This is a genomic window from Nocardia cyriacigeorgica (assembly GCF_010858045.1).
In the GTDB taxonomy this organism is placed as follows: domain Bacteria; phylum Actinomycetota; class Actinomycetes; order Mycobacteriales; family Mycobacteriaceae; genus Nocardia; species Nocardia cyriacigeorgica_E.
Window position 1 is genome coordinate 122,670 of record NZ_JAAGVC010000002.1, and the last position, 13,853, is coordinate 136,522.

The following is a 13,853-nucleotide window of genomic DNA, read 5'->3' on the forward strand; positions in this document are numbered from 1 at the left end:
CAGCGTTTCCGCTGTCGCTGCGCACGCCGCGGGCAAGCAGCGACAGCGGAAACGCGAGCCGGGCCGCGAACCCGCCGCGACGAAGGAGCGGCCAGACACTATGGACATCCTGAGTAGTCGAATTCTGCTGCGACCGGCCGATTACGACCGGACGCTCGCGTTCTATCGCGACGATCTGGGGCTGGCCATCGCCAGGGAATACCCGGGCGGCACGGTGTTCTTCGCCGGACAGTCGCTGATCGAGATCGCCGGGCACGGTGGTTCGGACGGCTCGTCGAGCTTCGATGGAGCTATCTGGCTGCAGGTGCGCGACGTGTCGGCCGCCGCGGTGGAGCTGACGCTCAAGGGTGTGTCGATCGAGCGGGCGCCGGTGCAGGAGCCGTGGGGCCTGATCGAGATGTGGGTCCGCGATCCCGATGGGGTGGCGATCGTGCTCGTGGAGGTGCCCGACGATCACCCGATTCGTCGCGATAGCCGCAGGAAGCCGGAATGACCACGGCCACGCCCGGTGACTGTCGGCAGGCCATCGAGTTGCTATCCGGACAACGGAGGGGAACGATAGCGCTCGGATGGCCGCCCGACCGTCGATGCCCGGGTGACCGTAGCCCGCGTACATCCGACGAACGAATCGCAGTTTCGATGTTTGGCCTATCCGAGCCTCATTTTCCCGCGCCGGTCGCAGCTGGTTCGTACCGGCACGGCAACCCGTTCCGCACCCGGACTCGCGCGCATGACACGATCCCTGTCGTGAGCGAGCGCAACGAGGTGGAGCCGTGAGCGAGCGAACTCTCGGCACCTCCACCGCGTCCTCGACGGAGCCGAGTGCCAGCGAGGTGGAGTCATGAGTACCCTGCGAACCTTGCCGATGCCCACCGGTTCGGGCATGCGTGATGTGCTGCCGCACCTGCGCGAGGCCCTCGAGGGCAATGGCCCGGCGTGGCTGCCGATTCCGACCAGTGATCGCCGTGAGGCCCGCCGGTTGAGCAGTGCGCTCTCCCCCGGCGAGCCGATCGAAGACGATGTCGCGCTGGTGGTCACCACCTCCGGCACCACCGGTGTGCCCAAGGGCGCGATGTTGAGCGCGGCGGCCCTGCGGGCCAGCGGCAATGCCACCCACGACCGGCTCGGCGGTCCGGGCAGCTGGCTGCTGGCACTGCCCACCCACCACATCGCCGGGATCCAGGTGCTGCTGCGCAGCATTCTGGCCGGCACCGAACCGACCGTGCTCGACGTCTCCGGCGGTTTCCTACCCGAAGCACTGGCCGGCGCCGTCGCGAGCATGCCGGGCCCGCGCCGCTACACCTCCCTGGTGCCGACCCAGCTGATCAAGGCACTCGACGCCCCCGCCGGCGCCGCCGCCTTGGCCGAGCTCGACGCCGTGCTGGTCGGCGGTGCGGCCACACCGATCCCGGTGTACGAGCGCGCGAAAGCCGCGGGGATCAATGTGGTTCGCACCTACGGCATGAGCGAGACCTGCGGCGGGTGCGTCTACGACGGCGTCCCGCTGGACGGCGCCGAGGTGCGCATCGAGGACGGCCGGGTGCTGCTCGGCGGCGCCATGCTGGCCTCCGGCTACCGCGGCCTGCCCGACCACCCGGCGTTCGCCGAACCCGGCTGGTTCCGCACCGAGGACGCGGGCACCTTCGACAACGGCGTGCTCAGCATCAGCGGCCGCCTCGACGAAGCCATCATGACCGGCGGGCTGCTCGTCATCCCGCAGGTCGTGGAGGCCGTGCTGGTCACCCATCCGGCGATCAGCGAGGTCGTGGTGCTCGGCCTGCCCGACGAGCGGCTGGGCCAGCGCGTGGCGGTGGCGGTGGTACCCGTCCCCGGCGCCGACCCCACCCTCGACGACCTGCGCGACCACGTGCTGCGCGAGCTCGACCCCATCGCCGCACCCCGCGAACTCGCGGTGCTGGACGAGCTGCCGCTGCACGGGCCGGGCAAACCGGACCGCGCCAAACTGCGGGAGATCCTGATATCGGAGTCGGCGCGGTAGAGATGCCACCGCACTCCGCCCGCGCTGCACGACGGCCACCCGTGCATACGCGCCGCGCGATGTCGGCGTGCCCCCGGTACGCCGATCACACCGGGTAGGGCACGCGCTCCTTGGCCGTGCGCAACGCATCCGCCCACCACAGCAGCTGCCGCGCCATCACGTGCAGGGCATCGGTGGCCGCCTGGTCCGGATATCCGTCGGCCGGGTCCAGGGACGACCACGGATTGTGCAGGCTGACCGTCTCCCGGACGGTCACCGCGTGCAGTTCCGCGAGCACCGGACGCAGGGCCTCGACCGCACGCAAGCCGCCGGACATCCCGCCGTAGGAGACGAATCCGACCGGTTTCGCGCGCAATTCGGGCCCGAGCATGTCGATGGCGGTCTTGAGCGGCCCGGATAGCTGTGGTTGTACTCGGGCGTGATCACGATGAGGGCGTCCGCGCGGCCGATGCGTTCGGTGAGGGACGCGAAATCCTCGTCGGCGCCCATCGAGTGCGGGATCGTCGTCGCGGCCAGATCGAGGAGGTCGACATCGAGGCCCGCGCCGGTCAGCCGATCGTGCACCCACGCGCCGATCCGGGCGCCGAAGCGGCCGTCGCGGACGCTGCCGATTAGTGCGGCCACTCGCAGATCGTGCACTGCGGTCTCAGGATTCATCAGATACCTTCGCTGGTCGGAGGGTTGTTCGACGGCGTTCGACCGTCACCGGCAACGGTAGAAGCTCAACAATTGTTGAGGTCAAGTCGCTGGTGCTTGCTCCGCTTGCGTCGGACTTGCGGCGCCCACGCAATCGCGGTGCAAGCCCGGTGCAAGCAGCCCCGCGCACAGTCGTCGGCATGACTGATTACGCATCGACCGGCCCCCTCGCCATCGAGGCCGACGGCCTGGTCAAGATGTTCGGCGCCCAGCGCGCCGTCGACGGGGTGAGTCTGGCCGTGCCGCAGGGCGCGGTGTACGGGGTGCTCGGCCCGAACGGCGCCGGCAAGACCACCACCATCCGCATGCTCGCGACCCTGCTGCGCCCCGACGGCGGCAGCGCCCGCGTCTTCGGCCACGACGTGCTCGCCGAACCGGACGCGGTGCGTTCGCTGATCGGCGTCACCGGGCAGTACGCCTCTGTCGACGAGGATCTGACCGCCTCGGAGAATCTGATGATCTTCTCCAGGCTGCTCGGGCTCTCCCGCGCCGAAGCGCGCCGCAAGACCGCGGACCTGCTCGACGAATTCGACCTGACCGAGGCCGCCGACAAGGCGTTGAAGAACTTCTCCGGCGGTATGCGCAGGCGGCTGGATCTGGCCGCGAGCCTGATCTCCACCCCGCCGCTGCTGTTCCTGGACGAACCGACCACCGGCCTGGATCCGCGCACCCGCGCCCAGATGTGGGAGACCATCCGCCGGCTGGTCCGCGAGGGCGCGACGGTGCTGCTCACCACCCAGTACCTGGACGAGGCCGATCAGCTGGCCGACCGGATCGCGGTGATCGACCGCGGCCGGGTGATCGCCGATGGCACCGCCGACGAACTCAAATCCTCGGTCGGCCAGTCCTCGCTGCACCTGACCCTGACCGACAGCGATCAGATCGCCGAGGCCCGCCGGATCATCGGCGATTTCCTCGGCACCGATGCCGCCGTCTCGCCGGAAGCCGGGCGTCTCACCGCCGCCCTGCCCGATCCCGGTGTCACCGCGGATCTGCTGATCCGGCTGCGCGAATGGGAGATCGGCGTCGAGGAGATCTCGGTCAGCAAGCCGAGCCTGGACGAGGTCTTCCTCACCATCACCGGCCATCCGGCCGAAGACAACACCGACGACATCGAACTCGAACGGAGTGTGGCATGACCACTACCCTCACGGCGCCGGCGCGGACCACACCGGTCCCGCAGCCCGCCGGTCCCATCACCCTGAAACAGACCTTCGACAACACCCTCACCATGGCCTACCGGGGCCTGCTGAAGATCAAGCACAACCCGGAGCAGCTGTTCGATGTGGTGATCCAGCCGATCATCTTCACGCTGATGTTCACCTACATCTTCGGCGGCGCCATCTCCGGTGACGTGCGCAGCTACCTGCCGGTCATCATCCCGGGCATCCTGGTGCAGACGGTCATCATGACCTCCATCGTCACCGGCGTGCAGCTCAAGGAGGACATGGAGAAGGGCGTCTTCGATCGCTTCAAATCCCTGCCCATCGCCCGCATCTCGGCGCTGTCCGGTGCGCTGACCGCCGATATGGTCCGTTACGCCATCGCCTCGGTGCTGACCCTGGTCATGGGCCTGATCATGGGCTTCCGGCCCGATCCGCTCGGTGCGATCGCCGGTATCGCGCTGGTGATCGTGTGCTCGTTCGCGACCAGCTGGATCTGGGCGTTCTTCGGCGTCATCGCCAACAAGGCCTCGGCCGTCCAGGGCTATTCGATGCTGGTGATGTTCCCGCTGACCTTCGCCTCCCCGGCGTTCGTGCCGAAGGAGACCATGCCGGGCTGGTTGCAGGCGTTCATCGACGTCAACCCGATCTCGCATCTGGTGTGGGCGTGCCGTGACCTGATGAACGACGGTCATGTCGGCTCGCATGTCGTGTGGTCGCTGGTGGGCGCCGCGGTGATCATGGTGATCTTCGCGCCGCTGACCGTGCGCGCCTACATGCGGCGGGTCTGAGCCCGTGCCCTACCCGACCGGGCCCGTTCGCGCGTCATCGTGCGAGCGGGCCCGGCGCGCGTGCGACCACCTTCAGCAGGGTCATGATCCGATCCGCCGCGACCAGCCTGCGCAATCCGGCCACCTCCGCCGTCGCCCGATCGATGCGGTCGCAGCCGACGGTGTCGCGGTGAAGTTCGCGATGCCGCGCCAGCGCCATCACCGGGTAGTCCTGCCTGGCCTTCGCGGCGGGGGCCAGCGCGAGCAGCTCGAGCCCGATCGCGCAGGCCGGATCCAGGCTGAGCCGCTGTGATCCCACCGCGCAGGCCACCGCGCCGATCTGCGGCACATCCCAGAACTGGATGAGCCGTTCCACCGCGATATCGGCCAGTTGCGCGGTCATCGCCGTCATGTCGGCGGCCTGCCCGTAGAGGGTGTGCGCGTCCAGCGTGGCGCTGCACAACATCATCACGCCGGGACCCGGCACGAACTCGCGGCCGGGCCAGCCGACCAGTTCGAGCGCACGACGGAACAGTTCCAGGCCACGCCCGCTGTTGCCCTCCGCCAGCTCGATCTCGGCCAGGCTCGCCGCGACGGTCGAGAGCCGGTGATTGCGCCGGACGCCGGGATCGTCGAGGGCGGCCAGCCGGGAGCCGCCGGAATCGGTGAGCCCGAGCGCGATCTCCAGTTCGGCCCGCGCCCGCACCGTCTGCCCGGACGCGGTGAGCGAGGCGGCCAGGAAACTGCGCATCTCCAGGCTCTCCTCGTAGGCGCCCAGCCGCCGCAACTGCTCGGCGGCCAGCTCGTAATATCCGACGGACTCGGCATAGCTCCCGTTCTGCCCGGCCAGCCCGCCGAGATGCTGGTTGATCATGGCGCCGGACCACACGTCGTTGTCGGAGATCATCGATGCCGCGATCATCGCGTCCCGCGTCGAGCCACGCAGTTGACCCGAGTTCTCCCAGGAGTTGGCGCGCACGATCAGCGCGGCCAGCGCGGTATCCCGGTCGGCCGAGCGAGTGGCGTCCGCGAGCAGGCGCGAGACGGCCCAGCCGTCGATCGGGCAGGTGATGAATCTGCCTAAGAACCGGGCCAATTCGCTGAGTTCGCCGTCACGACGCAGCAACCGCCGCGCGCGGGTGCGCACCGTCGCCCCGTCGCGCAGTTCGCTCTCCATGTACATCAGATGCAGGCCGCTGTAGACGTATCCGAGCATTTCCAGATCGGCATCGATGCCCCGGCTCTCCGGCGGGTCCATGGCGAGCATCCGGTGCACCCAGCCGACGAGTTCCATATGCGCGCCGCGCATCACCCACAGCATCGCGCACACCGGGAAGACGGTGTACATGGTGCGCGCGTCGCGGCGCTCGTCGGCCAGCCGCAGCACGGCGGTGAGGTTGTCCATTTCGGCGGCGACGGTGAGCACCAGCGCCACCTGGCCGTCGTCGTGGTCGTGGTAGCGGCGGACGGCGGTCAAGGCGAATTCGCGCGCCCAGCCGCACATTCGGGTGGCCACCAGATCCGCCTCGGCCCGCGGATCACTCGGTTCGGCGGGGCCGGCACCGGGCGACGCGGCGAGTTGCTCCTCGCCGAACTCGCGAACGGTCTCCAGCATCCGATACCGCAGCGGCAGGCTCACATCGGGGTCGGGCCGATCGTCCTCGAGCACGGTGAGCAACGACTGCCCGACCAGCCCCTCCACCGCGGCGACCACATCGCCGACCTCCGGGCCACCGGCCACGAACTCCGCCGCCTCCAACGTGAACCCGGCCGGGAATCGGCACAGCCGGCGCAACGCGATCTGCTGCGGCTCGTCGAGCAGGTTCCAGCTCCAGGCGATCACCGCGTGCAGGGTGCGGTGGCGTTCCGGCGAGGACCGGTCGCCGCTGCGCAATAGAGCGAAGCGGTGTTCGAGCCTGGTGTCGATCTCCTCGACGCTCATCGAGCGGACCCGCGCCGCGGCCAGCTCGATAGCCAGCGGCAAACCGTCGAGCCGATGGCACAGCCGCGCCACCACCTCGGGGTTCAGCCGCGCGGTCGGGCGCACCGCCTTGGCGCGGGCGATGAACAGTTCAGTGGCCGGTGAGCCCGCCGCGTCGATCGTCAACGGGGCCAGCGGATACACGGTCTCGGCGGTGATGGCCAGCGGCGCGCGGCTGGTGGTGAGCACCGTCAGCTGCGCACAGCTGCCCACCAGATCGGCCACCACTTCGGCCACGGCGTCGACCAGATGTTCGCAGTTGTCCAGGATGAGCAGCATCGGCCGCTCCGAGAGCGCGTCCCGCAGCCGCTCGCGCAGTTCGATCCGGATGCCCGCCCGGATCAGCACCGGGTCACGGGCGAAATCACCGAGCCCGAGGATCGCCCCGATCGCCGCCTCGACCTCGCCGCACGCATCAGCACCGCCCTCGGCCCGCACCGAGGCGAGTTCGACCAGCACGACCGGCTGTTCACGGGCCATCCGCGCACCGAGTTCATTGGCGATTCTGGTCTTACCCGTGCCGCCCGGGCCGAGCACGGTGGTGACGCGCGAGTTGCGCAGCAGGTCCTCGAGCGCCGTCAGGTCGTCCGCTCGGCCCAGCAGGGCGTTCGGCGCCGCACGCACCCCGATCGCGCTCGGACGCTGCGCGGAACGGGAATGTGGCGGCTCGGCAGCGGGCACCCGTGCGGTTTCTGAGTCCGCGCGATGAACGGCGGATCCCGATGAATCGTCCACCCGCGCGCTGTACCGGTCCGGCAGGCCGAGCGACTTCGATTGCTCGGCTCGGCGCGGCCAATCGGCGTGCCCACCGGGCGCGCGCTCGTCGGGGCGATGCACCGTCCACTGCGAGGGCCGCGGGGACTCGGGATGCTCGGTGACCCCGTTTCGTTCGGCGGGACCGATCGCGGTGATCGATCGAGCGGCGTCATCGCCGGCCGGCGGAAAATCGCCGCGCAGGATCGCGGTGTTCAGCTCGGCCAGCGCCGGACCGGGATCGGTGCCGAGGTGGTCGGCGAGCGTGGCGCGGATGGTGGCGAAGACATCGAGGGCCTCGTTGGGGTGGCCGGCGGCGGCCAGCAGGCGCATCAGGGTGCGGGCGTTCGGTTCGCTGAGCGGGTCCGCAGCGAATGCTTCACGCGCGAGGGCGATGGCGCCGTCCAGGTCGCCGATCGCTTCACGGGCGCTGAGTTCCAGCGCGTCCAGCTCGGCCCGGAGATCGGCCGCTGCGCCGGCGAGTTCGTCGGCCAGCGGGCCGGCAGTGAGATCGGCTCCCGGTTCGCCGCGCCACAGCGCCCTTGCCTCGGCCACCACGCCGAGACAGCGGGCGTGATCGTTCCCGGCACGAGCCTCGCGAGCCTGCTCGAGCAACATCGACACGGCAGTGAGATCGACCTGTTCGGCGGTGAGCCGCAGTCGATAGCCTGCCGGGCCGATCTCCACGGCACCGTCGGGAAGTGCGGTGCGCAGCCGGGACACCTGCGTGTGCAGCGCGTTCATGGGCGCGCGCGGCGGCTGCTCACCCCACACCTCATCGATCAGCGCCGGTGCGCTGCGGCTGCGGCCCGGCGTCACCGCCAGTGCGGCGAGCAGCATCCGGGCCCGGACACCCGGCACCGCCGTGAGCGCACCGTCGCGGCGCAGCGAAACCTCGCCCAGCAGTCCGACCACCACCGATTCTACGGGCGTCACCACTGGTCTTCGGCCGCTCGGACCGTTCAACTCGGAAACCATGCCGTGGTCATCGTATGCGCTGGTCCGGCCATGAAGCGCAGCGAATTACCTGCGGTCCGACCGGTCGGTCGCCTACGCTGGGCCAATGGCCGAATTCGAGGTGGTGCGCCAGATCGTCATCGCGGCCGAACCGGCACGCGTGCACGAGTTGATCAACGACTTCCACAACTGGGTCGAGTGGTCGCCATGGGAAGATCTCGACCCGGAGTTGCGCCGCATGTACAGCGGCCCCGACGCCGGAGTCGGAGCGCGCTACGCCTGGGAGGGCAACCGCAAGGCCGGGCGCGGGACGATGGAGATCACCTCGAGCACCGAGCAGGAGATCCGCGTCAAGCTCGACTTCGAGAAACCGTTCAAAGCCAGCAACAATGTCGTGTTCTCGCTCACCCCCGCCGAAGGGGGCGGCACCCAGGTGGTGTGGCGGATGAACGGTGAACAGCGCGGACTGATGGCGCTGATGGGCAAGGTCATCTCGATGGACAGCCTGATCGGCAAGGATTTCGAGAAGGGTCTCGGCCGGCTGCGGCTGGCCGCCGAAGCCGCGTCCCGGTAGCGCGCCGATTAGGCTGCGGACATGGCTACCGCAGCGCAATGGATCGAGGGCGCCCGGCCCCGCACTCTGCCGAACGCTATCGCCCCGGTCATCGCCGGCACCGGAGCCGCCGCGTCCATCGACGGCCTGGTGTGGTGGAAAGCGATTCTCGCGCTGCTCGTCTCGCTGGCGCTCATCATCGGCGTGAACTACGCCAACGACTACTCCGACGGGATCCGCGGCACCGATGACGAACGCGTCGGCCCGCTCCGGCTGGTCGGCTCGGGCCTGGCCTCGCCCGCCGCGGTCCGCACCGCGGCCATCGTCAGCCTTGGCGTCGGCGCCGTCTTCGGCCTGATCCTGGTAGTGCTGACCGCGTGGTGGCTCGTCCTCATCGGCGCCGCCTGCCTGGCCGGCGCCTGGTTCTACACCGGCGGCAGCAAGCCCTACGGTTACAGCGGTTTCGGCGAGATCGCCGTCTTCGTCTTCTTCGGCCTGATCGGCGTGCTCGGCACCCAGTTCGTTCAGGCCGAACGCATCGACTGGGTCGGTGCGGTGCTTGCCGTCGCCGTCGGCGCCTTCTCCAGCGCGGTCCTGGTGGCGAACAACCTGCGCGATATCCGCACCGACACCGAATCCGGCAAGGTCACCCTCGCCGTGAAGCTCGGCGACCCGCGCACCCGCACATTGCACCTAGTGCTGCTGGCCGTGCCGTTCGTGGCGACGCTGCTGCTGGTCGCGCGCTCACCGTTCGCCCTCGTCGGCCTGCTCGCGATCCCGCTCGCCGTCCGCGCCAACGCCCCGGTACGTGGCGGACGCGGTGGCCTCGAACTGATTCCGGCGCTGCGTGATTCCGGATTGGCGTTGCTCGCGTGGTCGGTGCTGACGGCAGGTGCGCTCGGGCTGGCGGCGCTCTGACGTTGTCGACCTCGCACAGGTTGTGACTACTGCACACAGGTTATCGACGCCTGCTGAACCCATAACTTGTGTGAAGTACCGACACCTATGTGACGAACGAACGCGGGCCACCCGGGTTGCGGCGATGGGCCGGCGCGGGATCGGCGCAGCCTGGGCGACGGTCCGGTTCCGCGACATGTCCGGACCGAGGTGGCGACGGCCGCTGCGAGCCTGAATCTGCCGCACCCGTCGCGGCCGGGGCACGACCGAAGGCAGTCCCGAATTCCCGGTGCAGGCGAATCGATCGCGCACGAAAAGCGTGGCAGCGCCGTACTGTTGAAGCAGGGGCGAGGGGCTCGACGGTATGGCGCTCAACGGTCCCGTCATCACGAGGAGGGACCATGTCGGAGGCCGACGACCGCGAAAAACGCGCGCAGCAACCCGATTCGCCGCCTCCGCCGCCGGAGTCGAGGCCGCCGGATTCGCCGGCGACCGCCGGTTCGAGCTCGGCCACGTCGATCGGACCGTCGGGCACCAGTGCGATGCCGCCGGAACCGGCCGACTCGCCCCACGGCCCGGGGCTGCCCGCTAACCCGGATATCGCCGATCAGAACCGGCCTGCGATACCGCAGCCACCGACTCCACCGCCCGGGCAGCGTCCGCCGATGGGATCACCGTCGCCGGCTTCCGGCCCGCCTCCTGACCACCAGCCGCCCGAGCCCAACCAGCCCCCTCCGCCCGTGCCGCCGGGCTCCTACCCGCCCGGCCCGGCGGGACCGGGCTCGTACCAGGCTCCGGTGCAAGGACATTCGGCGCCGACTCCCGCGTCGATCCCGCCGTCCGGCGAATATTGGCCGGGCGGTGAGCCGTTCCCCCCGCGACCCAGCGAACAGCCACCAGGCAGCGGACCACGCCCAGCGCAACCCGGCGAACACACGCCGCCCAGCGCGCCCTTCCCGCCGCACCCCGGACCGCAGGCGCAGCACGCTGCGCCGTACCCACCACAATCCGGCGGATGGATGCCGGTCAGCGGGCCAAATCCTCCGCAGCCCGGCGGCCACGCACCCATCGGCGCACCGCCGCCACCGCAACCCGGCAGCCAGAACCCGGGCGTCCCCTATCCCCCACAGCCCGGCGGCCAGAGCCCCAGCGGCCCGAATCCCCCACAGCCAGGCGGCCACGCACCCATCGGCGCACCGCCGCCACCGCAACCCGGTGGCCAGAGTCCGGGCGGTCCCCTTCCCCCGCAGCCCGGCGGGCAGAGTCCGGGCGGCCTCTATTCCCCGCACACCAGAGGACCGGGGCCTGGCGGTCCCTATCCACAGCATCCTGGCCCGCCTGGTCAGGGCGGACCGTTCGGCTCGCATCCTGATCCGGGATTCGGGTTCGATCCGCAGCGTGGTGCGCCGATGCTCGGCGCGGGCACGCCGGTGCGGGCGCGGCGGCGGCCTTGGATCATCGCGTCGCTGGTGATCCTGGTCGTGGCGGCGATCGGGGTGGGCAGTGCGGTGTTCTTGCTGCGCACCGGCGATGGGCCCACCGTCGAGCAGCGCGGCCGGTCGGCGTTGGCGTCCGCGCAGTTGCGGTTGCTGGATACGCCCGCCACGCATTTCACCGGGACGGTGAAACCGACAGGGGCGTCGGCCGGGCGGCTTCGGGTGGATCTCACGGTCACCAACGTCGGTGATGCGACGGGCACAGTGTCGGTGCGTGAGGGCATCGATTTGGACTACCTCGGGGTCGGCGGGAAATCCTTCCTGCGGGGCAGCGAGCAGGCGTGGCTCGCGCTCGGCGAATCCGCCGAGGACGCCGCGCGATACAAGGACGTGCCGGTGCTGATCGGGCCGGAGCGCTTCGGGTTCGATCTCGCGAGCACCCTGGCACCGGCACGGCTGGCGCTGGCGCTCGATCCCGAGGCCGAGCGCAGCGCCGACGTCACCGTGGGTGACCCGATCGAGATCGACGGGCACCCATCGACGCCGATCACCAGCGGCTCCATCACCACCTATGTGCGCAATTTCGATGCGGCAGGCGAATCGAGCGACGCGTCCGAACCGCCGGTCATCGACCGGATCGTCAGCGCGTCCTCGTCCGGCGATTCCGCCGACTCCGGCGACGGGGACCCTGAACTACCCGAGTTCACCCTCGAACCGGAATCCGGCGAGGCCGACGACGCCCTCGGCATCTACGAGGAACTGCCGGGCCGGGTGAACGACCTCGGCAACGCGGTGGATTCGCGGATCTCGGTGGGTGGCAATATCAACGGCCAGTTCTTACAGAACCCCTGCCTCGGCGTCTGCACGATCCAGTTCGTCATCACCAATACGGTGAACACCTCGCGGGATATCCGGGTCACCACCGTCAGGTTCGACTACAGCGTCACCATGCAGTCGTCGGTGCCGGTGGCGCTCGGGGCCGGCTGCAACGGTAGCGGCACCATGCCCGCCAATGGCTCGACGACGCTGTCGTGCAGCGCGACCTACGATCCACAGCTGATCCCGGCCGGTCAGACCCGGCCGATCACGGCCACCATCCAGGTCACCGTGCGTGCCCTCGATCCGCAGCAGGTCACCGAACTCCAGGACAAGACCGTCGACCGGGGCCGCCAGGTCAAGGACATCTCCCAGGACGCCCCGAACAGCTACCGCCGCTACACCGAGACCGGTGGCACGCTGCCCCAGCCGAAGTGGACCCAGCGCTATGACCGGACGAGCAGTTCGGCCCAGGAGCGTGGCGGTGCGGGGAAGCCGATGCGCGAGGATCAGGTCGCGGCGGTGTCGAGCGTCATGGATCGCCTCGGTGTTTCCGGGCCCGATAAACAGAAAACGATTCAGGCTCTGCGCAATGCGAACAGCAGCCCGATGGGCGCCGAGGCCGCCGATATCATCGGCAAGGGGCATCTCGCCGGGTCGGAGGGCTTCAAAGATCTGGTGTCGAAGTTCCGCGGGCCGTCCGCGGCCCGGCCGGCGGCCATGCAGGAACTGCGCCTCGGTGACGAGTTGTACCGGCGCGGCCATCACGATCTGGTGTTCGGCCGGACGAAGGAGGGCCAGGGGCGCTTCGATATCGACGTCGGCATCAAGGGGCCCGACGGTCGGGTGACCTTCGCCTACCAAGCGAAAGAGGTCGCCTCGATCAAGGGCTTGCGGTCGGCGACGGCCTCGGTGGTCAAACAATTGGTGGACGCGCCCGCCGAGCGGAAGGTGGGCGTGCTCGAGGTCGCCGCGCCGTCGACGGCCCTGGATACCGATACGCTGCGTTCGCTGCACGACCGCTCCGCCTCCAGCGGTATCGCGTTCGTGCTGCGCTTTTCCGACGACAAGGAGCTGATCATTCCCGACGGCGCGAAAGTCTTCCCGGAATGACCGCGGCCGAACCGCTTCGGGCGCCGGCGTTCTCGTTCGTCTGGACCTGGTGGCCGACCGGTGTCGGACGAGGCGTGGCCGCGCAGTTCGAGCTGGCGGACCGGCTTACGAGTTGCGCAGGCAGGCACGGTCTGTTGACGGCGTCGCGGGTGAGTTGCCGCTGGCTGGTCGAGGGGCGGATCGTGCCGGGAGCGCAATCCGCGGTTGCGCTGGCCGCCGGTCTCGCCGATCCCACCGTGCCCGCGCTGCTCGATGCCGCCCGCCCGGCCGACGTTCCCGGCCATGCGACGATCGGTGCGCTCACCGTCACCGGGCCGGGCACCCGATTCGACGCCGCCGGATCTCCGCACACCGAGGACGATCTGGTGCGCGTGGGGGTGGATCTGACCGGCACGGAACCTGTCGTCGATCTCGAGGTCCACCATGACATCTGGCTGACCCACGACTTCCGTGGCCGGGCGCAACCGGAGATCCACCGCGGCAATGCGCCCCGGCTGGCCGCTACCCTCGCCGACTTCGACGCGTTGCTGGATGTCGCCGTCGAACCCGGACCGCCCTCGAATTTCGGAACCCCGCGATCGCGCGGCATCGAGCCGCCGCTCGACGATGACGGTGCGGCCATGGACGTCACCGAGTGGTTGTGAACCGCGGGCACGGTCACGCGCGAATACCGGCCAGGGCGAATAGACCTGGGCGCCCGCACCGCACCGCCGGGTAGC

Annotated in this window: 9 protein-coding genes and 1 pseudogene; 8 read left to right on the forward strand and 2 right to left on the reverse strand. The window is 69.7% G+C overall.

The window, feature by feature from the left end; genetic code table 11:
* The first annotated feature begins 100 nt into the window (after window positions 1-100).
* Together GV790_RS02820 and menE are read left to right on the forward strand one after the other, a co-directional pair.
* On the forward strand, window positions 101-493 hold the full coding sequence (locus tag GV790_RS02820) for a VOC family protein (protein WP_163810147.1): 393 nt from the start codon (window positions 101-103) through the stop codon (window positions 491-493).
* 348 nt (window positions 494-841) lie between these two features.
* A complete protein-coding gene (gene menE, locus GV790_RS02825) occupies window positions 842-1,999 on the forward strand; it encodes an o-succinylbenzoate--CoA ligase (RefSeq protein WP_163810149.1) in 1,158 nt (385 codons plus the stop codon).
* A gap of 85 nt (window positions 2,000-2,084) precedes the next feature.
* On the opposite strand, the pseudogene GV790_RS02830 reads toward menE, so the two are convergent.
* Window positions 2,085-2,656 (reverse strand): annotated as a pseudogene (locus tag GV790_RS02830) (NADPH-dependent FMN reductase).
* Window positions 2,657-2,835: 179 nt separating this feature from the next.
* On the opposite strand from GV790_RS02830, the gene GV790_RS02835 reads away from it, so the two are divergent.
* On the forward strand, window positions 2,836-3,834 hold the full coding sequence (locus GV790_RS02835) for an ATP-binding cassette domain-containing protein (protein ID WP_163810151.1): 999 nt from the start codon (window positions 2,836-2,838) through the stop codon (window positions 3,832-3,834).
* Window positions 3,831-4,649, forward strand: coding sequence for an ABC transporter permease (locus tag GV790_RS02840; protein ID WP_163810153.1), 819 nt, complete (start codon window positions 3,831-3,833; stop codon window positions 4,647-4,649). The genes GV790_RS02835 and GV790_RS02840 overlap by 4 nt, the downstream gene beginning before the upstream one ends.
* 34 nt (window positions 4,650-4,683) lie before the next feature.
* Here the strand turns inward: GV790_RS02840 and GV790_RS02845 are convergent, their stop codons facing one another.
* Window positions 4,684-8,340: an AfsR/SARP family transcriptional regulator gene (locus GV790_RS02845; protein ID WP_163810156.1), complete on the reverse strand. Its 3,657-nt coding sequence runs from the start codon at window positions 8,338-8,340 to the stop codon at window positions 4,684-4,686.
* 85 nt (window positions 8,341-8,425) lie between these two features.
* Here GV790_RS02845 and GV790_RS02850 point away from each other — a divergent pair, with 85 nt between their 5' ends.
* The 4 genes from GV790_RS02850 to GV790_RS02865 all read left to right on the forward strand — a co-directional run bounded on the left by GV790_RS02850 (window position 8,426) and on the right by GV790_RS02865 (window position 13,778).
* A complete protein-coding gene (locus GV790_RS02850; protein WP_163810158.1) occupies window positions 8,426-8,893 on the forward strand; it encodes an SRPBCC family protein in 468 nt (155 codons plus the stop codon).
* A gap of 21 nt (window positions 8,894-8,914) precedes the next feature.
* Window positions 8,915-9,790: a 1,4-dihydroxy-2-naphthoate polyprenyltransferase gene (locus tag GV790_RS02855; RefSeq protein ID WP_163810161.1), complete on the forward strand. Its 876-nt coding sequence runs from the start codon at window positions 8,915-8,917 to the stop codon at window positions 9,788-9,790.
* A gap of 1,388 nt (window positions 9,791-11,178) precedes the next feature.
* On the forward strand, window positions 11,179-13,134 hold the full coding sequence (locus tag GV790_RS02860) for a hypothetical protein (protein WP_163810163.1): 1,956 nt from the start codon (window positions 11,179-11,181) through the stop codon (window positions 13,132-13,134).
* Window positions 13,131-13,778: a hypothetical protein gene (locus tag GV790_RS02865; protein ID WP_163810165.1), complete on the forward strand. Its 648-nt coding sequence runs from the start codon at window positions 13,131-13,133 to the stop codon at window positions 13,776-13,778. Before GV790_RS02860 ends, GV790_RS02865 begins: the two co-directional genes overlap by 4 nt.
* The last annotated feature ends 75 nt before the right edge of the window (window positions 13,779-13,853 follow it).

Coding starts and splice junctions, on each gene's coding strand:
- GV790_RS02820 (WP_163810147.1), top strand. CDS start 101: ATGGACATCCTGAGTAGTCGAATTCTGCTGCGACCGGCCGATTACGAC.
- menE (WP_163810149.1), top strand. CDS start 842: ATGAGTACCCTGCGAACCTTGCCGATGCCCACCGGTTCGGGCATGCGT.
- GV790_RS02835 (WP_163810151.1), top strand. CDS start 2,836: ATGACTGATTACGCATCGACCGGCCCCCTCGCCATCGAGGCCGACGGC.
- GV790_RS02840 (WP_163810153.1), top strand. CDS start 3,831: ATGACCACTACCCTCACGGCGCCGGCGCGGACCACACCGGTCCCGCAG.
- GV790_RS02845 (WP_163810156.1), bottom strand. CDS start 8,340: ATGGTTTCCGAGTTGAACGGTCCGAGCGGCCGAAGACCAGTGGTGACG.
- GV790_RS02850 (WP_163810158.1), top strand. CDS start 8,426: ATGGCCGAATTCGAGGTGGTGCGCCAGATCGTCATCGCGGCCGAACCG.
- GV790_RS02855 (WP_163810161.1), top strand. CDS start 8,915: ATGGCTACCGCAGCGCAATGGATCGAGGGCGCCCGGCCCCGCACTCTG.
- GV790_RS02860 (WP_163810163.1), top strand. CDS start 11,179: ATGCTCGGCGCGGGCACGCCGGTGCGGGCGCGGCGGCGGCCTTGGATC.
- GV790_RS02865 (WP_163810165.1), top strand. CDS start 13,131: ATGACCGCGGCCGAACCGCTTCGGGCGCCGGCGTTCTCGTTCGTCTGG.